Below are 20,280 nucleotides of genomic sequence, written 5' to 3' on the forward strand. Positions count from 1 at the left end.
TCAGAAGTTAGGTGTGCTTAACGACGCCAGCAGGCAAACGCAAGAATGAGGCAGACAACGAGCGATAACCAATAAAATGTGCCACCAAAGCGTTGATACGGGGTGCGGTCCAGTTTTGCAGGAAGGGCTGTACGGACAACGGAAGAGCGCCAACCCGCCGGATCACCGGCCACCGGGTTCCCTCTTGCCAGTTCACGCCCATAACCATCAATCATGGCTGTTGTCCCTCGCGTGGCGACGCGGGCCATTGGCAGGCCGGATTCGATCGCGCGATAGCGGTTTTGATTATAGTGCTGGGCAGGGCCCATACCGCCGCCAAACCAGGCATCATTAGAAACAACGACAATCCATTCGGCATTTTCCGGGCGTGGGTCTGCCTTTCGCAGCATTTCCGGGAACAGTCCTTCATAGCAAATGAGCGGAATGAAAGCCGGTAGGGTTTCCGGATATAGAACAGTCGGCCCAGCACCAGGGGTGAAACCACTGCGTGCCATGCGCTGGATGGCGGAGGGCAGGATACCGGAAATGCTTTCGCCGAACGGGACAATGCGAGTTGCTGCCAGCTCACCAAAGGGTACTAGACGGTGTTTGTCATAGAGGGCCACAAGCTCTGTGCTGAGGGCCCCGGTCTGGAAGACGGCTACACTATTATAGTAATTGGCCGCGCCGCTGGTCGTGGACACACGCGGGGTTCCTGTGATCAGAGTTCGGGGACCCAGGAAACCGGAGATCTGATCCAGCGCCACAGTGTCCTGCAGCAGATAGCTTGGCAGCGCGCCCTCCGGCCAGATCAGGATATCGCCGGGTTCGCTCGGGATTTCACGTAGGAATTCGGAATAGCGGGCAAGGACTTGCTGAGGGTTTTCAAACTTTTCAGCCTGTGGGACACCAGCATCGATCAGGATCACGCTGCGTTCCGTCAGTTCGGTATCAGTGGCCAGCCGCTGTGACCCCCAGGCCCAGCCAAAGGCTAGCAGCGCGATGGCAAGAACACTTGGCACCGCCCGAAGCAGAACCCCTTTCTGCGCGCGCGTATCTACGAGTGTGGCGGGCGCGGCCATGATGAGCAGTGTGACAAGCGTGAGCCAATAAACCCCGCCCAGTGAGGCAGCCTGTGACAGTGGCGCGCCCGGTGTCCAGGTCGTCCCGGCAAGATTCCAGGGAAAACCACCAAACAGATGTCCACGCGCCAGTTCGGCCAGCCCCATGAACAAGGCAAAGATAAACACGCGGGATGGGGAGGAAGACCAGAAAGCCCCGCCAAGGGCGCAGGCCGCGCCCCAGATCAGCGCCATGCCACCTGGCAAGGCAATCAGCGGCATCCAGAGGAATATCGCGTGGCGTTCAGGTTCAACCAGAAACGGTTGTGCCGTCCAGTACATGCCAACCAAAAAGAAACCAAACCCAAAGGCCCAACCACGGGCAAACATGGATCGTCCCCAACGCTTGTGGCCGCGCGCGCCATCCAGCATCCAGACCAAGCCAATGAATGCTATCGCGAGCGTTGGTGACAGGTGAAATGGTGCAAAGCCGAGTGCAGCAAAAGCGCCAAGCAGGGCTGCGAACAACATCCCGGTCAGGCCACCGGTTCGGGCCACCGCCTCATACAGGCTGGTGAGCGGGCCAAATCCGTGACTGATCCTGGCTTCGCTCATGACGCCGTCTCCGGCGTGACGGGTTTGCTGCGCACAATAAGGCGCTGAATCTTACGGGAATCAGCTTCCAGAATTTCGATATCTGCCCCGGACGGATGGCGCAGCACTTCACTGCGCAAGGGTATCCGCCCAGCAAGGGCAAAGGCCACGCCGCCGAGCGTGTCGACCTCATGATCTTCAATCGCAAGGTCAAGCTGTGTCTCTTCCTTGAAGTCATCAACTTCCATGCGGGCGTCGACTTCCCAGGCAAGGCGCCCACGGCGGACCAGCATGGCGATATCCTCATCATGCTCGTCTTCGATATCGCCAACGATCTCTTCAACCAGATCTTCGAGGCTGACCAGACCATCTGTGCCCCCATATTCATCCACGACAAGCGCGAGATGAATGCGCGTACTCTGCATCTTCAACAGCAAGTCCTGCAGAGACATGCTGGGCGGTACGAACAGGATATCTCGATGCAGACGCTTCAGTGGCGCGTTCTCACCGTCTGAGGCCGTTTCATTACTCTGCCGGGCAATGTCCCCAACGACGTCCTTGATATGGATCAGGCCAACCGGATCATCGAGTGTCTCGCGATAGACCGGCAGGCGTGAGTGGGCCTCATCTGCCAGAATTTTAAGAAGCTCATCAAACGGGGTTTCGATGTCCACGGCGACGATCTCAGCTCGTGGGATCATCACATCGGAGACCTTCAGGCTCTGAAACTCTGCCACCCGCAAACGCATTTCGCGCTGCTCGGCGGTGGCGGGTTGTTGATCCGCAGGTTCGGAAGGATTTTTTGGCTTGCGCCGGAAAAGGCCAAAGAGGCCGCGGGAATCATCTGACATGGCTCGGTTTAGAGTCGTCCTTTGAACGCGAGAATCGCTTAATACGTGTATGGATCAGGCCACCCCAATGAGGCAAGCGCTGTAACCTCAAGAGCCTCCATTTTTACCGCTTCTGTGTCTTCCATGTGGTCGTGTCCAATTAAGTGAAGGTAACCATGGATCAGGAGGTGGGAGAGATGCTGGTCGAGCGGGATGGATTTCTCATCGGCATCATGCTGGCAGGTTTGCAGGGCAATCGCGATGTCACCCAGCAATGGGCGATCCATCTCATCGGCTGGGAAGGATAGAACATCGGTGGCTTTATCTTTGCCGCGCCAGTCGCGATTTAGAATCTGAATGGCCTCATTATTGGTGAGCAAAAGGCTAACCTCACCAGCAATGCCGCCTGCGTCCGCCCCAGCATTGAGTGCTTTCAGGCAGATCGCTTCAAGGTTCGGAAAAGCCTGCGCCCAACCTTCTTCATCGACACGCATGTCCAGATCGATCATGCGTCTTTCGCTTTCTTCGCATCGGCATCGTAAGCTTTGATGATGCGGCTGACGAGGGCATGGCGGCGCACATCACGGGCCGTGAAGGTCACTTGCCCGACGCCCTCAACACCTTTCAGAATAGAAAGCGCATGAGCAAGGCCGGATTGGGTTTTGGGCGGCAGGTCGACCTGTCCCGGATCGCCCGTGACAACCATACGGCTGTCGCGGCCAAGCCGGGTCAGCACCATTTTCATCTGCGCCACGGTTGCATTCTGCGCTTCATCCATAATCACGAAAGCGTTCTTAAGCGTTCGCCCCCGCATAAAGGCGAGCGGGGCAACCTCGATAATCTTCTTTTCCCGCAGTCGCGTGGCTTGATCGAGGCCGAGGGTTTCTTCGAGCGCGTCCCAGATCGGGCGCAGATAAGGCTCGACCTTTTCTTCAAGGTCGCCGGGTAGGAAGCCGAGATTCTCGCCAGCCTCAACCGCAGGGCGGGTAATGATCAGCTTCGCGGCGCGTTTATTCTTTAGCGCGGCTGCGCCTGCAGCAACGGCCAGAAATGTCTTGCCGGTTCCTGCAGGGCCAACGCCGAAAATGAGGTCATTCTTGGCTCCGGTCAGCAGGTCGAGATACTTTCCCTGTGCGCTTGTCTGTGCCTTGATTGGCACTTTCAGGCCCGTCAGTGTCTGATAGGTCTGGCTTGGCGTACGCGCCTGTTCCAGTGCGCCTTCGAGGGCTGGAATGCCAGCCTCCGGGTTCTTGGCCAGCACGGCTTCAAATACAGACAGAGCCAGCACAGCGGTGCTGACCGCCTCGGTTGAGCCATCAAGCCTGATACCGCCACCCTGACTTTCCGCCTTGAGGTCACCCTCACTGAGCTCCCCCTCAAGATAGAGGAGATTCATATGGTTTGGGCCGCAAATAACGGGCAGTAGAGAGGGGTCGTTTGGGGTCCAATCCTGACTCAAGCGGGCACCCCATCAGCCATTTGTGGCAGTTTTCCAGACAGGGAGTTCAGGCTTGAGCCAACGATCTCAATATCGATGATCTGGCCGGACAGGTCTTCGGCCCCATCAAAGTGAACCGCCTGCAGCCATGGCGAGCGGCCATGCATCTGCCCGGCATTCCGGCCCTTTCCGGTAACCAGCACAGGCACAGTCTGACCGACTTTTGAGGCGTTGAACGCGGTTTGCTGTTCGCGCAACAGCGCCTGTAGCGCTTGCAGGCGTTCGTTTTTCACGTCTTCTGGCACTTGCCCAAACATTTCAGCGGCTGGCGTGCCGGGGCGTTCTGAATACTTGAACGAATAGGCAATGCAGTAGCCAACCTCGCGGACGAGATCCATCGTGTCCTCAAAATCCTTATCGGACTCACCAGGGAAGCCAACGATGAAATCTGAAGCCAAGCCAATATCCGGGCGGGCCTCTTTCACGCGGCGCATGATGTCGAGATAATGCTCACGCGTATGACCGCGATTCATCGCCTGCAGGATGCGGTTTGAGCCTGATTGCACCGGCAAGTGCAGGAAAGGCATAAGCTCCGGCGTATCGGCGTGGGCGGCGATCAGGTCATCATCCATGTCGCGCGGATGGCTGGTCGTGTAGCGAATGCGGTCAAAGCCGCCAATCTTGGCAACATGGCGTACCAGTTGGCCAAGCGTCCACTCGCCGCCACCTTCGATTGCCGGGCCTGCGCCATGATAGGCGTTGACGTTCTGGCCCAGCAGTTGAACTTCGCGCACGCCTTGGCTGGCGAGCGATCTCGCCTCAACCATGATCTCGTCAACAGAGCGGGAGATTTCCGCCCCGCGCGTATAAGGCACAACGCAGAACGTACAGAATTTATCGCACCCTTCCTGCACCGACAGGTAAGCGACTGGTCCATCGACCGAGCGAGCCTTGGGCAGAGCGTCGAACTTTTCCTGTGTGTCGAACTCGGTTTCCAGGCGCTCTCCGGTCGAGCGATGCACGCGAGCAATCATCTCGGGCAGTTTGTGATAGGCTTGCGGCCCAAGCACCAGATCAACCGCGGGCTGGCGCCGCATGATCTCTGCGCCTTCGGCCTGAGCGACGCAGCCTGCAACCGCAATCGTCATTTTGCCGCCTTGAGCCTCTTTCAATTTCTTGATCTGGCCCAGCTCGGAATAGACTTTCTCGGTGGCTTTTTCGCGGATGTGGCAGGTGTTCAGCACGACCAGATCGGCGCCCTCGGCAGCATCTGTCGGGGCATAGCCAATCGGCGCGAGCACATCCTTCATGCGCTCGCTATCATATACATTCATCTGGCAGCCATAGGTCTTGATGAAGACCGATTTGGTCGCCTTGGGTGCAGGTGTGTCAGTCATCCGGCGGCTTATGGCTCAAAAGCGCTAAAAAAGCCAGATTGAATGGCAATGAATGCCTGTCAGATTAAGCAATAATGCGGATGAGCCCGACGAGCAGTTCAAATGCCACAATTGCAACAGCAACCGCTATCAGTTTGCCTGTGCCGCTTTGCAACTTCTTTCTGTCCACTAGCGGGCGGTGAAAGGCTTCCATCATCGCCCTATTTTCGCTGGTAATGTGCATGACATAACCTTTCTTTATAGGGGTTCATAAAAATGTCATATAACACTGCGGACTAAGTAATGCAACTATTTCGGTGCATTATTAATCCATAACCGGACTATATATAATCTGCATAGGGATAAAATCCATACGTTGGCATCAGGTTACTGGGCCAAACGTTTCTTCGTCATCCCGATATGCGGCTTGGCATTTGCGGGGTCTTCAGGCCAGTCATGCTTGGGGTAACGTCCGCGCATATCCTTGGCCATATCTGTATATCCACCGCGCCAGAAGCCGGGCAGATCGCGCGTTGTGGCCACGGGTTTCCCGCCCGGTGAGAGCATCTGAACCGTCACGGGTAACCGTCCCTCGGCGAGCGCGATATGCGCTTGTGCACCATAAAGCTCCTGCACCTTGCATTCGATCAGCGGCGCGCGTTCATCCAGCCAGTCAATCCTGGCTTTGCGTCCGACAGGTAACGCGACAGTTGCGGGTGCCAGTCGATCCACGTCCTGCGACAGGGGCCAGCCAAGACTTGCTTTCAACGCGTCCGTAATGCGCGCAGGCAAGGGCATCTCGAAGCTGCCAGTCCCAAGGGCCGGGCCAAGCCATTCAGCGACCGTTTCCTGTAACTCTTGAACGGACAGGCTCGGCCAGTCTTCACCATGCGTCGCTCGCAAAGCGCTAACCCGCGCGACAAAGCTGGCGATAGCGTCTTGCAAACCAGTAGGGGCGAAACCTTCAGCCTCAAGGTGGGCGAGAAACGCTTTGCGGGCACTGTCCCCAGAAGGTTTGGGCAGTGGGGTCTCAGACAGGATGATCGCGCCCATGGCTTTGACCTTGCGCGCCCGGAAACTTCCTTTGGCAGGATCAAACTCGGCCTCTTCACGTGTCTCAGGGGGAGAGGCCGCAAGGGCATCACTCTCACTGAGGGCCGCAGCCAGTGTAATCCGTGCGCCCTTTGCTGCGCCGACCAGTTCGACTACGCTCAACCATTCGGATTTGGCGAGCGGGGAGGTTTCCTCCACCTGCCCTGCCCGCCCGGACGCCAGAACATAGGTTGCGTTGGTGCCGGGGCGTTTGCGGGCGATCATGTCCGGCCAGCCGCGCGCCAGAATGGTGGCGGCTTTACCCTTTGGCGCGGCGCCCTGCCCCCATTGCTCCGCTTGTCGACGCAAAGCTTTGGCGCGCGGGCTATTCTCGCGCTCAAACCCTGCAAGGCGTGCCGTGAGGTCTTCGGTGTTCCCACCTACCCCGCGTTCTCCAGCCAAGGCGGCAATTCGTGCGGCGAGCGCTTTCTCGCCGGGCTCATCCGTGCCGACAATTAGCGCGGAAAGGCGCGGTGGAAGTGGTAGCCGCGCCATCGCCTTGCCCTTAGCGGTCAAAGCACCATCCGGGGTCAGCGCTTCAAGCTGTTTCAGAAGTCTCTGCGCTGACTTCAACCGCCCGCTCGGCGGAACATCCAGCCAATTCAGCCCTAGAGGGTCACTCTCGCCCCATTCAGCAAGGGTCAGGACAAGGCCTGAGAGATCCGCAGCCAATATTTCCGGGCGCGGCGCGGCGACAAGGCCTCGTGTTTCTGCCTCATCCCAGAGGCGATAGCAGGTTCCCGGGCCCAAGCGTCCTGCCCTGCCCCGCCTTTGGTTAACATTGGCGCGCGCGGCCCGCAGCGTGACCAACCGCGTCTGTCCATTCGGATCGGTTTCCGGCACGCGGGCTAAACCGCTATCAACGACGACGGAGACGCCCTCAATCGTCAGCGCTGACTCGGCAATATCAGTGGCCAGCACGACTTTGCGTTGCCCCTTTGCGGGTGGGGAGACAGCCTGATCCTGTTCGCGCGGGCTAAGGGCGCCAAACAGAGGCGCGATCAAAGTGTCTGTCGGTAAGCTCAGTCGCTCGGCTACTCTGCGGATTTCGCCAGCGCCGGGCAGGAAGGCCAGTATAGAGCCATCTGTTTCGCGATGCGCCTTGGTAATCGCGGCGGCCATCTGGTCTTCAATGCGGTCGCGATTACGTCCGAGGTAACGGGTTTCAACCGGATATTGCCGCCCTTCGCTTTCGATCACGGGCGCATCAAGCTTGGAGGCCATGCTTGCTGTATCCAAAGTTGCCGACATGGCCAGAATATGCAGGTCTTCGCGTAGGGCCTCCTGAACCTCCAGCGCCAGCGCAAGGCCAAGGTCGGCATTCAGGCCGCGCTCATGGATCTCATCAAAGATCACGACGCTCACTCCGGATAGCTCCGGATCAGCCAGCAGCCGACGCGTGAACAGGCCATCGGTGATGACTTCCACAACCGTATCCTTGCTGACGCGGCGATCAATCCGTGTGGAGAGACCAATCCGCCCGCCGACTTTTTCGCCAAGCGTTGCCGCCATACGTTCGGCGGCCATCCGCGCCGCGATCCGGCGCGGTTCGAGCATCACGACTTTGCCGGGCAGCGCCTCAAACCCCTTGATCAAACCGCTAAGCGCCAGCGGCACCCGCGTGGTCTTGCCCGCACCGGGCGGGGCGCCAAGGATCAAGCGCTGGCGGGCTTTCAGCGTTGCAGCGATCTCTGACAGCAGGGGTTCAATCGGCAGAGTTGTCATCTCTGGCAGTCATGGCGGTAACGCTACGGTTTCGCAATCGCTCGTTTTCGCTTATGGCAGCGCAGGAGTGAGCTTTAAGAGGTTCGGCGATGAGCAGCGCTGTAGAGTTTTCCATCTGTGTGCCCATGCACAATGAGTCCGGCAATGCCGAGGGCTTGATCACTGAAATTGCCGCCGCTCTGGATGGCCGGTCCTATGAAATGGTGATCGTGGACGATGCCTCGACCGATGATACGCGCGCCGTTTTGGTCGGCCTCAAAGAAAAATTCCCGGCGCTGCGCGTGCTCTCGCATCGTGGTAATGCTGGCCAATCGCGTGCTCTGCGCACAGCGATTCAGAATGCGCGCGGCCGCGTGATCGGAACGCTGGATGGCGATGGCCAGAATGATCCCGCAGACCTGCCTGATCTTTACCGCGCCCTGACCCGCGCAGACGCACCTGAGGGTCTGAAAATGGTGATGGGCCGCCGGGCCAGTCGCAAGGACACCGCATGGAAGAAATTCGGCTCTCGCTTTGCCAACAATTTCCGTAAGCGTCTGCTCAAGGATGACTGTGATGATAGCGGTTGCGGCATTAAAGTGATGACCCGCGAGGCGTTTTTGTCTCTACCCTATTTCGATCATATGCACCGCTATATGCCGGCGCTGATGAATGCCGAAGGCTACACGGTTGAGTTTATGGATGTGAACCACCGTGAACGTGGGGCCGGGGTATCCAAGTACAATAACTTTGGCCGTCTATGGGCGGCGGTTTCGGACCTGCGCGGCGTGATGTGGCTGATCAAACGTCGCCGTAATCCCGGTGGCACCGACGAGCTTTAGCGCCCTCCCGCACTCCATGTCTTTGCATTGTCACGCTTAAGCGCTAACCATATGGGTGTTAGGAGGCGTTTATGGCGACAGGTCCGATCTTTCCGGCAGCCGCTGCAGCACGCCTCGAAGACAGAAAACTGCGCGAAGCTCGTAACCGAGGTAAGCGCCCGCAAAAAAGGGGTCGACTGATGCGGCTTTTGTTAAGTGCCTTCCCATTGTTTGTTATTCCGGTTGGGATTTACTGCCTGATGGCGTTCACCACTTCGGGTGATCCTGTTGCGATCCCTGGCCTTGGTGAAGGTGTCTTCCTGACGGAAAAGGGCTCTCCCTTGCTGGCAATCCTGAGCGAGCGTTTCTTTGCGATCCCGATGATTGGCGGCGATATTGAGTGGGTGATGACCAAGGGCGATGCGCTTCTGGTTCTGTCGATTGCCGTCCTGTTCATGGAAATCCTGAAATCGACCAGTACAGGCACCGCGACCATTATGAATCACGCTGCCAGCATGCTCGTCTTCATTGGCTGTCTGATGCTGTTCCTGCTGCATTCCAATTTTGCAACATCGGTCTTCTTCATCATTACCGTTATGGCTCTGTTGGACGTACTGGCCGGTGTTGTTGTGACGATCGTGTCAGCCCGCCGCGACTTTGGCGTTGGTGACGGGTTTGCAGGTTAGGGGAAAGGTTTCCGTCTGTCTTAGACCACCTGCTCCCCCTGCCCAACCACCCCAAGGGTAACCTCTGCGGGCGGTTGGGCAGAGGAAGCGGGTTGGATGGAACCTTAAGTCTTACCCCCTAACCTGTCACCAATCCGGCAAGATAGATGTAGATCGGAATGCCCAGGATCACGTTGAACGGGAACGTCACCCCAAGGCTGAGCGTCAGATAGATGGACGGCTTGGCTTGGGGCAGGGCGAGACGCATGGCGGCAGGAACCGCAATGTATGAGGCAGAGGCTGCCAGCGTGATGAGCAGCGCCGCATCGCCATGATTGATCGGCAGGACGGTACAGAATCCGGCCGTGATCAGCGCGGAGATCAGCGGCATATAGAGGCCAAAGCCAACGGTGCCTGGCCCAAGCGAGCGCCAACCATTGCGTAGACCGCGTCCAGCCGACAGGCCCATGTCCAGCAGGAAGAGACAGAGCACGCCCTGGAACGGATCAACGAAGAAAGGGGAGACTTTGGCCATACCCGCTTCGCCAGTAATCCAGCCAATGAGTAGCGCGCCGACCAGCACGACCACAGAGGCGTTCAGAGCGACTTCACGAACCAGTTCACCCCGTTCAGAGCCAGCAACGGCAACGTCTGACTTCTTGCGGCCGCGCATGAATAGGATGAGGGCCGAGATGATTGCCGGGGTTTCCATCAGCGCTGCAACGGCGACAAGGTGGCCCGAACTATCAAGGCCGGACAGCTTCACTGCCTCGGTTGCGGCCACAAAGGTTACGATGGAGATCGAGCCATAATGCGCAGAGACTGCCGCAGCATCGACGCGATCAAGCTTGGTGGTTACACGTAAGAGCGCGAAGGCGATCAAGGGCAACATGAAGGACAGGATGATCCCGGCGAGGAAGACCAGCCCAATCTCCAGCGTGATCGGGTTTTTCGCCATCTCGACGCCGCCTTTCAGGCCAATTGCCATCATCAGATAGATGGCCAGACCTTTGGCAAAGGCTTCGGGAACACTCATCTGGGATCGCAAAAGAGCAGCAACCATGCCGAGAAGGAAAAACAGGATAATCGGCGAAAGCAGCGTCGAAATTGCAACGTCCATGGATGGTGCCCTTTATGTTTGCGCAGCAGGTAGCACGTATCCGGACGGTTACAACCTCGGGCTGATTGTTAGATATAATCAAATGGATAGTTATTTGCTATCGAAATGGGCGCCTATGATAGCACTAAACTGCTGTTACAAAAGTGCTGATCACTTTCTTCAATCCGGCCTTCTCAAACGCAACGCTGAGCTTTGTGCCATTGGCGTCCATGATTTTGCCATAGCCGAATTTTTCGTGGAACACGCGCTGGCCGAGCTTGAAGCCCGATTGCCCGGTTTCGCTGGCGACCAATTTGGCTTTGCCTTCAATGACGGGGCCGCTGTCATAGCGCCCGGCATTCTCTTTCAGGCGTTTCCAGCCCGGTGAGGTATAGCTTGACCGCTCGCCGAGGTCCTGAACGCTGCCGGTAAAGCCATCCTCGCTGCCGGGCAGGCTGGAATAACCGGTTTCGGCCTCCGCCTCGACATGCTCATACGGTAGCTCATCGACAAAGCGGCTCGGCAATACCGATTGCCAACGGCCAAAAATCTGGCGATTGGCGACAAAGCTTATCCGGCATTCTTCGCGCGCTCGCGTGATCCCGACATAGGCAAGGCGGCGCTCTTCCTCGAGGCCTTTCATGCCGCTCTCATCAAGGCTGCGGCGAGATGGGAAGACCTCTTCCTCCCAGCCGGGTAGGAAGACGAGCGGCCATTCGAGGCCCTTTGCCCCGTGAAGGGTCAGGATCTGGACTTCATCGCCATTGGCCCCGCCCCCGACATCCATGACCAGTTCAACATGTTCCAGAAACGCAGCGAGGCTGTCGAAGGCATCCATCGCATTGATCAGCTCTTTCAGGTTGTCGAGCCGGGTCTGCGCCTGCGGTGAGCGATCCTTTTGCAGCATGTCGGTATAGCCGCTCTCATCGAGAATGACCTGCGCCAGCTCAGTATGCTTCATGCCGTTATTGTGGCGATCACGCCAGAGATTGATCTGGTCGATAAAGGCGGTCAGCCCGCGTTTGCCGGGGCCTTTAATCTCATCGGTTTGCAAGACCATCGGGGTCAGCGTGAACAGGCTGCGGCCATCATCACGGGCATAGCGTTGCAGCTTTTGCAGGGTCGTATTGCCGACCCCGCGCTTGGGCTGGTTAACAACGCGCTCAAAGGCGAGGTCATCATCGGTCGATCGGATCAGGCGCAGATAGGCCATCGCATCGCGGATTTCGGCACGTTCGAAGAAACGCGGGCCGCCAATCACGCGATAGGGAATGCCCAGAATGATCAGCCGCTCTTCAAACAGGCGCATCTGCCATGAGGCGCGGACCAGAATGGCGCAATCCTCGTAGGAGCGTTTACCGCCCTTGCCGACGTAAGCTTCAATCTCATCACAGACCATACGGGCTTCAGCTTCGCCATCCCACAGGCCGCGGACCTGAACCTTCTTGGCGTCCGGATCACCTGCCCAGTCACCCCCAACAAACAGCGTCTTGCCGAGGCGGCCTTTATTATTGGCGATGACGGAAGAGGCGCAGGCGAGGATTGGCTCTGTCGAGCGATAATTGCGTTCCAGCCGCACGGTCTTTGCGCCGGGAAAATCCTTCTCAAAGCGCAGAATGTTGTCCACTTCCGCCCCGCGCCAGCCATAGATGGATTGGTCATCATCCCCAACGCAGCAAATATTGGAACTGCCCTCTTTCCCATTATTTTGGGCAAGCAGGCGCAGCCATAGATATTGGGCGACATTGGTATCCTGATACTCGTCGACGAGGATGTATTTGAATTTCCTGTGAAAGTCGGCGAGCAGGTCCGGGTTCTTCTGGAAGATTGTGATATTATGGATCAGAAGATCCCCAAAATCACAGGCATTCAGGACTTTCAGGCGGGACTGGTAAATCTCATAACACTTGATGCCTTTGCCATCGGCAAACTGATAGGCCTCATCGCCCGGCACTTTATCAGGCAAAAGCGCCCGGTTTTTCCAGCCATCAATCAAGCCTGCCAGAAAGCGCGGGGTCCAGCGTTTGGGATCAATATTCTCCGCCTCGATGATCTGCTTGCAAAGGCGAACCTGATCATCGGTGTCGATAATCGTGAAACTGGATTTCAGGCCCGCTAGTTCGGCATGTCGCCGCAGGATTTGCGCGCTGATGGAGTGAAATGTGCCAAGCCAGCGCAGACCTTCCCCGGCCTCGCCTGTTAACTTCAAGGCGCGTTCGCGCATCTCCCGCGCGGCTTTATTGGTAAAAGTCACAGTCAGGGTCTGGCTCGGATAAGCAAGGCCAGAGGCAATGATGTGCGCAAGCCGTGTCGTAAGTACGCGCGTCTTACCCGTTCCCGCCCCGGCCAGCACCAGAAGCGGGCCTTCCGTGGTCAAGACCGCATCGCGCTGCTCAGGGTTCAGACCCTCCAGATAGTCGGCTTCAGATGTCGCTGTGGGCGCACGCGCAGCAGCCATTTCACTGATTGAGAGGCGATTCGGATTCGTCATACCCGTGAATATAGCGGGAACGTATGACAATTGGCAGGGGCGGTATGCCTTCCATTCTGATTGAAAGCTCTATAAGCCGCTTTCTTCCAGACAGGAGAGGGCTTCCAGCGAAATGGCCAACCGCTTCGCCGCATTCCAGCATTTTTCGTATCGCCGATATTTCTTCGCGCGGTTCGGGGGCTCGCTGGCGGGAAATGTGATTGCGGTCACTGTGGCCTGGCAGGTCTATGCCGAGACAGGAAATCCGCTCTATCTTGGTTGGATAGGGCTCGTGCAATTCCTGCCTTCTCTGCTTCTGGTTCTGGTGACGGGCCTGGCCGCTGATCGATTTGGACGCCGGGTCATTATGGGCCTCTCTATTTTCCTGCAAATGGCCTGTGCGCTTGCCCTGTTACTGATCACGGCGCTGGGGCAGTTCAATGTTATACTGGTTCTTGGCGTCGTCACTGTGACCGGTATTGCCCGGGCTTTTTATGCGCCAGCGGCAAACTCACTTGTGGTCAACCTTGTGCCGCGTGAGGATTTTCCCAATGCGGTGAGTTGGAATGCTTCTTCATGGCAGGTGGCAACCATCCTTGGGCCATCGCTCGGCGGTGTCCTGTCGGCAGTCGCGCTAAATCTTTCTTATGGGTTCGCGGCCTTCATTTCGCTCTCTACCGCTGTTCTGATTTTCACCATTCCAAAGCCGGAACAGGCTCGCGGGGCCACCAAAACGGATCTGGCGACCCTGCTTGGTGGTTTCAAATATATCTGGAAGACCAAGATTGTACTCGGCGCGATCTCGCTGGACTTATTTGCCGTCCTGCTTGGCGGGGCGGTGGCTTTGTTGCCGGTTTATGCCAAGGACATTCTGCAAATTGGCGAGGCGGGCTATGGTGTATTGCGCGCAGCGCCGAGTGTGGGCGCGGTTCTTATGATCTTTGTCATCACCAGTGTTGAGATCAAACGCCATGCCGGCTTGATCCTGTTTGTCTTCACCGCCCTGTTCGGGTTGATGCATATTGTGTTCGGCTATTCAGAGATTGTCTGGTTGTCCGTCTTGGCGCTCGTGCTGATTGGCGCCTTCGATATGATCTCGGTCTATGTTCGCGAGACGCTCATGCAGCTTTGGACCCCGGATGAGGTGCGCGGACGGGTGAATGCTGTAAACTCCATCTTCATCGGGGCCTCGAACCAGATTGGCGAAGCGCGGGCGGGTTTCATGGCCGCGCGCTGGGGCACGGTCTTCACTGTGGTTGCAGGTGGCTATCTCGCCATCGGGGTTACCGCGCTCTGGGCAGCGATGTTCCCGGAGCTGCGCAAGGTGCAGGACATTCAGTCTGGCGTTGATCCTGACAAACCTGCTTAAGTGGCATCTGCGCAACTTCTGCAAGAGTTAAGGGAAACCCCTCTTTAGTGCCGGGCCGACATGTGTTAACGCCAAGTTTGTAAGCAACTCGTGGAGCCTAAACCCTGCCCGCCCAAATAACAGAGCCAAACAAGGCGCAATCCGTTTCTATCGAAGATATTCGCGCCCTTTCCGATACGCTCATTGCTTCGCTCGAAGATGACAAAGCAGAAGATCTGACTGTCATTGACCTTACCGAAAAATCCTCGATCGCTGATGTGATGATTATCGCATCGGGTCGGTCTGGGCGTCATGTCGGCGCGCTGGCTGATCACCTGGCGCAAAAGGTCAAGGATCGCACGGGCCAATCACCGAAGCTTGAGGGCCTGCCAAACGCAGACTGGGTTCTGATTGATCTGGGGGACATCATCGTCCACCTGTTCCGCCCTGAAGTGCGCGCATTCTATAATCTTGAGAAGATTTGGGGCGATGACAGCTCCGGACATCGCGAGCCGCGTCACTAGTTTTTCATGCATGTAAGCCTGATCACCGTCGGCAAGCTGAAGCGCGGGCCGGAAAAAGAGCTGGCTGATGACTATGCCGACCGCTTCGCCAAGACGGGCGCAGGCCTGGGTTTTCGATCCTTTAAACTGATCGAGGTTGCGAGCGGCGGGGGGCTTGATGCCGAAGGGGAGCGGATTGCGGCTAAAGTGCCAGCAGGCACTGCGGTTATCCGGCTTGATGAGTTTGGGCCGCAGCTCACATCCAAAGCGCTCTCCAAAGATCTCGCCAAACGGCGAGATTCGGGCTTGCCGCACCTTTGCTTTCTGATCGGCGGCGCTGAAGGCTATAGTGATGCTATTCGCGCGGCCTATCCTGAAACTTTGGCACTCGGGCCACAGACCTGGCCGCATCGTCTGGTGCGTGTGATGATTTGCGAGCAGCTATATCGGGCTGCCAGTCTTCTGGCTGGGACACCTTACCACAAAGCTTAATCTTGCCATTGACCGCGTGCGCCTGTGCGGGCACTCCATCTTGAAAAGATATGGAGGATTGCATGGCTGAAACTGTAAAGGATCTTGCGGGGCGCAAGGCGTTGGTAACCGGATCGGCGACAGGGCTTGGACGATCCATTGCGGTCATGCTGGCAGAGCGCGGGGCAGATGTGATCGTCAATTGTACGCGTTCTATTGCCGATGCCGAGGAGACCGTGCGGCTCTGTAATGAGCTGGGCGCGCAGACGCAGTTAGTTGCGGCGGATGTTTCCACCGATGAAGGGTGCGCCAAGCTGGCTGAGGCCGCAGGGCATTGGGGGCATCTGGATATTGTTGTCAATAATGCCGGGATCACTCGCCATGCACGCGACCACTCCGACCTTGATGCGCTATCCCGCGAGGATTTCCTCGATACCTATGCGGTAAACGTTGCTGGTCCTTTCCTGCTGATGCAGGCGTGTAAACCCCTTCTGGTCAAAGCCTATGAGACGACGGGGCGAGCGAGCGCTGTTTTGAACGTCTCCTCGATTGCCGGGGTGACCGGGATTGGGTCTTCGGTGGCCTATGCGGCAACCAAGGGCGCGCTCAACACAATGACCCTCTCTCTTGCGCGAGCCCTTGCGCCCGCGATCCGTGTGAATGCTGTTTGTCCAGGTTTTATTGGAACCCGCTGGTTCAAGGATGAGATGGATGAAGCCAGTTATGCCCGCCTCGAAGAGGGCGTGGCCAAGTCCGTGCCTTTGAATGTAGCAAGCGGTCCTGAGGATATCGCGGCTTCAGCCATTTTCTTCCTGACGGATGCCTCGCGGCACGTGACGGGGGAAACCCTGCTTGTCGATGCCGGTATGCACCTTGGATATGCGCCGCTCGCAGCGCGGTAAAGGGTATATCTTTTCTGGACGCGACTTCATTCCGGGCGAATTTGCATCAATTTGCTCGATTATCGTGCTGCGGCGCAAAAAAACCTGCTCTTCCGCGTCTCTAATTGGCTAAATATGAGGCGAACGGCTCCTTTGCATCCATCAAGTTCAATCGTTTGGAAGGAGCGGACTGATGGGCAAAATAGTTTCAAGAGCTTTGGTTCTGGCAGCAATGGCTGGTGCATTTACAACCCCAACTGTGATGGCGGAAGGCGAGTATAGCGCGAATATTGGTATCGCCTCGGAATATGTCTGGCGTGGGGTATCGCAAAGTGATGAAGACTTGGCGATCTGGGGTGGCGTTGATTATGCCAATGAGTATTTCTACCTCGGCACATGGGCAGCCAATGTTGACTTCGGGCCTGGGTCAGATGCGACATTTGAGTGGGATGTTTATGGGGGCTTTAGCGATACGCTTGAAAGCGGCCTGACCTGGGATGTGGGTGTTATTGCTTACTTCTATCCGGACGCTGACGGTGAGGATCTCGACTTTTATGAGGTCTATGGCGGACTTGGTTTTGGCCTGACCGAGGCTCTTGAAGTCGGCGGCTATGTTTACTTCGATCCTGACAATGAGAACACTTACGTTGAGGGTACAGCAGGTTATGCCTTTAACGATAGTTTCGGCGCTGACGTGTCTTTGGGTAGCTATAGCTTCGATGGCGGCGATGATTATGTGAACTGGTCTGTTGGTGGCACTTACTCTGCTGCCGGGCTCGATTTTGACCTGCGTTACTGGGACACAGACATTGAGGGTCCAGGTGGTGCCGAAGTTGATGGCAGCGAGGAACGCATTGTCTTCAGTGTGACAAAATCCTTTGGCTAGCATGGCCTTTTAAGAGATCCCGCCCGCGCCCTCCTGTCTGGGCGGGTCTGACTGGCCGCTGCTCTCCCTTTGGAGCAGCGGCCTTTTCTATTTGCGAAACAGGCCAATATAATCGGCTGAGGAAGAGGAGTAGCGCATGGCTGATGGTGGAATGACCGTGATTGAAGCATTGACGCCGGCAATGGTGCTGCTTGGTGTGGGTGGTGCATCGGCAATTGCGTCCAAGGCGCTAAAGCTAAGCCCGATTGTGGGGTATCTGGCGGCGGGTGTCCTGATTGGGCCTTATGCATTTGGCGTGGTTGAAGAAAACGCGACAACCCATTTGCTCGCCGAGCTCGGGGTTGTGTTCCTTCTGTTTGATATTGGCATGCATATCTCGGCGCGAGAGATGCGCGAGAGTGGGCGCGATATGATCGGGCTTGCGCCTGCGCATATGGTGCTCTCGGCAGTGCCCTTCACAATTATTCTGGGGCTTCTGGGGTTAAGCTGGCCTGCTGCGATTGCCATTGGGATATCGCTGGCTCTGTCATCGACAGCTGTGGTGTCGCGGGTGATCTCTGACAAGGGGATTAATTCCTGCCCGGTGGGCAAATCAGCCATCCATGTCCTGATCTTTCAGGATATTGTCGCGATCTTCCTGCTTATCTTTGCGGCTTCTCTCGGCAGTGAGGGTGGCAATCTGATGATGACCATGGCTGTGGCCGCGGGTTATGCATTCATCGCTTTCACGGCGGCCATTCTGGCTGGGCGTTACTTGATGAGTCCATTTTTGCGCTTGCTGGCCTCAACCCGAAATCAGGAAGCGTTTACAGCGGCTACTCTCTTCCTGGTTCTTGGCGCGGCTGCCGGGACCTATGCGCTGGGGCTGTCTTTAACGCTGGGTGCCTTTCTTGCTGGTCTGGCGGTATCGGGCACGGCTTTCCGCCACCAGATTCAGACCGAGACCGGGCCATTCCGAGGCCTGTTACTCTCCTTCTTCTTCATGTCTGTAGGCTTGATGCTGGATGTCCCGGCCATGCTCGCCAATTGGCCGCTCGTCATTGCAACAGCAGTCGGAATTTTGCTGCTCAAAACGGCACTTGGCGCTACTGCCAGCCTGCTGAATGGGCACACATTGCCGCGTTCAAGTCAGATTGGTTTCCTGCTCGCGCAGGGGTCTGAATTCACGCTCGTTGTGCTATCGATCCTGGTCGCGACAACCAATATTGTGCCTCCGGTATTTGAAACGGTTCTGGTCGCGTCGGTGGCCTTGTCTCTCGCGATTGCGCCGGTTTGGGCTGATTTGGGCATGAAAATCGCGCGCAAACTGGTTCAGCGCAAAGATACAGCGACAGCTGCGCCCGAGACCAACCCGGACGAAGGTGGCAAGATTGTCGTGTTTGGTATGACGGATGAAGGGCGCCTAGCTGCGGATGCGCTGCGCGATACAGGCATCGAGTTTGTCGCCATTGATAATGACCCGGATCGCTTTGTCGCTGCCGCGGCTGATGGCTATGAGGTGATGTTTGGCAATCCGGCTAATCTCAACCTGTTTACCGCAATTGCCGGAAATAATGCGACGGCCGTGGTTGTGGGCGCACCAAATTATCAGATCGCCAAGGACCTGACGCCAACCGTGCAGCGTGATTTCCCCAACACGGCGCGCTTTGCCAGCTTGCCACAGGTCGCGGAACGCGATCGTTTTCGTGAATTGGGCTTCCGGGCTTGGACGTCAACGACAACGCCAGCGGGGATCGAAATGGCCGTCGATCTGCTGCGCCATCTTTCAGTGGCGGAAGCCGAGATATCCAATTGGCTCAAAACGGTTGCGGAGCGATACGACATTGCCGACCGCTCCGCTGATATTGTTGAACTGGTTGTGGTTAAGCAGCAGGAAGCCGCTTAGTCTTTAACCGGCAATCTTGCGAACATAGTCATAGTCCGCTTTGCGCTTTTCGCGCTTCTTGGTTGGCTGGAAAGCCACTTTCGCGTGCTCGGCGCAGTATGGGCCGCACGTTGATTTGCGGCCACAGAAGGCAAACTTTGGATCGGCCGGGTCACCGATTGGCCACTTACACATGCTATCGCGCAGGGTCAGAATAGTTGCGGCTTCGCCATCGGACAGGGGCTGTGGAGGCAAGGCAACCATTGCCGCCTTCTCAGCGGTTTTGACGGCCTTGTCATCTTCCGCCACGACGGTCTTCGGCATGGTGACGCTGCCATCGGGCTGCAGGCGCGGCTTTGGCCGGGCTAGGCGAGGGGGGCGTTTAACGGGGCGAGATGGTGTTGCGCGACCAGAAAGGCCGAGACGATGGACTTTGCCGATCACAGCATTGCGGGTCACACCGCCGAGTTCCTTGGCGATCTGGCTGGCGGAATGCCCCTCCGCCCATAGTTTTTTGAGCACTTCTACACGGTCTTCTGTCCAGGCCATTTGCCCCGCCTCCTTCTTACCCCTAAATGTTGATCTGCGGACAACCTCTCGTCTTCCGCCGATACTAGATTTTGTATCAGAAGCGAAATGACACCGCAATATACGGTTAAGTACTTCTCCACAGGTGATTCGCGACACACAAGATATTGTGTCACCTGTGGATAACTTTGAGCGGTGTTGAGTAACAGTATTACCAATCTGTAACTACACATGTAACATGTTAACGCGTTACGGGTGTAGCACGCTCTATTCAGGGGGCGTTGAATTAGTCTCCAAGGAGGACACTTCAATGAAAATCAAATTTACAGCCGCACTTGTTGGTTTTGTTTCAGCCGGTGCTTTCGCAGTCGCAAATGCTGGTTCACCAGCTGACTACTTTAACAAGATTGACGCCAATGCTGATGGTGCAATCACAGAAGCTGAGTATGTCGCCTATAAAACGGCTGATGGGAAATACACAGCCGAAAAAGCGTCTAAGAAGTTTGCTAAATACGCAGGTGACGACGCCCAGATTTCTATGGCGGAGTTCGAGGCCGCTATGAAGAAATCGAAATCCAAAAAGAGCGGTGAGAAGAAAAAAGAGCGTTCCAGCTAAACGCCGAAATTCCCGTTCGGAGAAGCGCCCGCCAGTGTAGCGGGCGCTTTTTTG

19 protein-coding genes are annotated in these 20,280 nt (G+C 56.8%); 9 read left to right on the top strand and 10 right to left on the bottom strand.

Annotated elements, in window-relative coordinates; all coding sequences use genetic code 11:
• Positions 1 to 17 precede the first annotated feature (17 nt).
• The 7 genes from lnt to hrpB all read right to left on the bottom strand — a co-directional run bounded on the left by lnt (position 18) and on the right by hrpB (position 8,095).
• Positions 18 to 1,655, bottom strand: a complete 1,638-nt coding sequence (gene lnt / locus RYZ27_RS14070) for an apolipoprotein N-acyltransferase (RefSeq protein WP_406680159.1) — start codon at positions 1,653 to 1,655, stop codon at positions 18 to 20.
• A complete protein-coding gene (locus RYZ27_RS14075) occupies positions 1,652 to 2,485 on the bottom strand; it encodes a hemolysin family protein (RefSeq protein WP_406680160.1) in 834 nt (277 codons plus the stop codon). Before RYZ27_RS14075 ends, lnt begins: the two co-directional genes overlap by 4 nt.
• Before the next feature lie 38 nt (positions 2,486 to 2,523).
• On the bottom strand, positions 2,524 to 2,973 hold the full coding sequence (gene ybeY, locus RYZ27_RS14080; protein ID WP_406680161.1) for an rRNA maturation RNase YbeY: 450 nt from the start codon (positions 2,971 to 2,973) through the stop codon (positions 2,524 to 2,526).
• The gene (locus tag RYZ27_RS14085; RefSeq protein ID WP_406680162.1) at positions 2,970 to 3,860 is read right to left on the bottom strand and encodes a PhoH family protein; all 891 of its coding nucleotides are present in this window, start codon (positions 3,858 to 3,860) and stop codon (positions 2,970 to 2,972) included. Before RYZ27_RS14085 ends, ybeY begins: the two co-directional genes overlap by 4 nt.
• Positions 3,861 to 3,919: 59 nt before the next feature.
• Positions 3,920 to 5,299: a tRNA (N6-isopentenyl adenosine(37)-C2)-methylthiotransferase MiaB gene (gene miaB / locus RYZ27_RS14090; RefSeq protein ID WP_406680163.1), complete on the bottom strand. Its 1,380-nt coding sequence runs from the start codon at positions 5,297 to 5,299 to the stop codon at positions 3,920 to 3,922.
• 64 nt (positions 5,300 to 5,363) lie between these two features.
• Positions 5,364 to 5,522, bottom strand: a complete 159-nt coding sequence (locus tag RYZ27_RS14095; RefSeq protein WP_406680164.1) for a hypothetical protein — start codon at positions 5,520 to 5,522, stop codon at positions 5,364 to 5,366.
• A gap of 143 nt (positions 5,523 to 5,665) precedes the next feature.
• The gene (gene hrpB, locus RYZ27_RS14100; protein ID WP_406680165.1) at positions 5,666 to 8,095 is read right to left on the bottom strand and encodes an ATP-dependent helicase HrpB; all 2,430 of its coding nucleotides are present in this window, start codon (positions 8,093 to 8,095) and stop codon (positions 5,666 to 5,668) included.
• A gap of 89 nt (positions 8,096 to 8,184) precedes the next feature.
• Here hrpB and RYZ27_RS14105 point away from each other — a divergent pair, with 89 nt between their 5' ends.
• Entirely contained in the window at positions 8,185 to 8,916 is a 732-nt protein-coding gene (locus RYZ27_RS14105) for a glycosyltransferase family 2 protein (protein ID WP_406680166.1), read from the top strand.
• A gap of 71 nt (positions 8,917 to 8,987) precedes the next feature.
• The gene (locus RYZ27_RS14110) at positions 8,988 to 9,581 is read left to right on the top strand and encodes a hypothetical protein (RefSeq protein WP_406680167.1); all 594 of its coding nucleotides are present in this window, start codon (positions 8,988 to 8,990) and stop codon (positions 9,579 to 9,581) included.
• Between the two features lie 118 nt (positions 9,582 to 9,699).
• On the opposite strand, the gene RYZ27_RS14115 is transcribed toward RYZ27_RS14110, so the two are convergent.
• Positions 9,700 to 10,680 (bottom strand): sodium-dependent bicarbonate transport family permease, encoded by a 981-nt coding sequence (locus RYZ27_RS14115; RefSeq protein ID WP_406680168.1) that lies wholly within the window; start codon positions 10,678 to 10,680, stop codon positions 9,700 to 9,702.
• 124 nt (positions 10,681 to 10,804) lie between these two features.
• A complete protein-coding gene (locus RYZ27_RS14120) occupies positions 10,805 to 13,150 on the bottom strand; it encodes an ATP-dependent helicase (protein WP_406680169.1) in 2,346 nt (781 codons plus the stop codon).
• A 112-nt stretch (positions 13,151 to 13,262) separates the two neighbouring features.
• On the opposite strand from RYZ27_RS14120, the gene RYZ27_RS14125 reads away from it, so the two are divergent.
• From RYZ27_RS14125 to RYZ27_RS14150, 6 genes are all read left to right on the top strand, one after another.
• Positions 13,263 to 14,498 carry an MFS transporter gene (locus tag RYZ27_RS14125; RefSeq protein WP_406680170.1) on the top strand — a complete coding sequence of 412 codons (1,236 nt, stop codon included), beginning with the start codon at positions 13,263 to 13,265 and terminating at the stop codon, positions 14,496 to 14,498.
• 182 nt (positions 14,499 to 14,680) lie between these two features.
• A complete protein-coding gene (rsfS, locus tag RYZ27_RS14130) occupies positions 14,681 to 15,001 on the top strand; it encodes a ribosome silencing factor (protein WP_406681788.1) in 321 nt (106 codons plus the stop codon).
• 6 nt (positions 15,002 to 15,007) lie between these two features.
• A complete protein-coding gene (locus RYZ27_RS14135; RefSeq protein ID WP_406680171.1) occupies positions 15,008 to 15,472 on the top strand; it encodes a 23S rRNA (pseudouridine(1915)-N(3))-methyltransferase RlmH in 465 nt (154 codons plus the stop codon).
• A 62-nt stretch (positions 15,473 to 15,534) separates the two neighbouring features.
• Positions 15,535 to 16,353, top strand: coding sequence for an SDR family NAD(P)-dependent oxidoreductase (locus RYZ27_RS14140; RefSeq protein ID WP_406680172.1), 819 nt, complete (start codon positions 15,535 to 15,537; stop codon positions 16,351 to 16,353).
• Positions 16,354 to 16,525: 172 nt separating this feature from the next.
• Complete coding sequence (locus tag RYZ27_RS14145; protein WP_406680173.1) at positions 16,526 to 17,218, top strand: TorF family putative porin; 693 nt, start codon at positions 16,526 to 16,528, stop codon at positions 17,216 to 17,218.
• A 136-nt stretch (positions 17,219 to 17,354) separates the two neighbouring features.
• Complete coding sequence (locus tag RYZ27_RS14150) at positions 17,355 to 19,103, top strand: cation:proton antiporter (protein ID WP_406680174.1); 1,749 nt, start codon at positions 17,355 to 17,357, stop codon at positions 19,101 to 19,103.
• Positions 19,104 to 19,106: 3 nt separating this feature from the next.
• Here RYZ27_RS14150 and RYZ27_RS14155 read toward each other — a convergent pair whose 3' ends face one another.
• A complete protein-coding gene (locus RYZ27_RS14155; protein WP_406680175.1) occupies positions 19,107 to 19,631 on the bottom strand; it encodes a GcrA family cell cycle regulator in 525 nt (174 codons plus the stop codon).
• A gap of 289 nt (positions 19,632 to 19,920) precedes the next feature.
• Between RYZ27_RS14155 and RYZ27_RS14160 the strand changes: the two genes are divergently transcribed.
• Positions 19,921 to 20,226, top strand: a complete 306-nt coding sequence (locus RYZ27_RS14160) for a hypothetical protein (RefSeq protein ID WP_406680176.1) — start codon at positions 19,921 to 19,923, stop codon at positions 20,224 to 20,226.
• The last annotated feature ends 54 nt before the right edge of the window (positions 20,227 to 20,280 follow it).

The organism is Hyphomonas sp. FCG-A18, assembly GCF_045287255.1.
GTDB lineage: Bacteria > Pseudomonadota > Alphaproteobacteria > Caulobacterales > Hyphomonadaceae > Henriciella.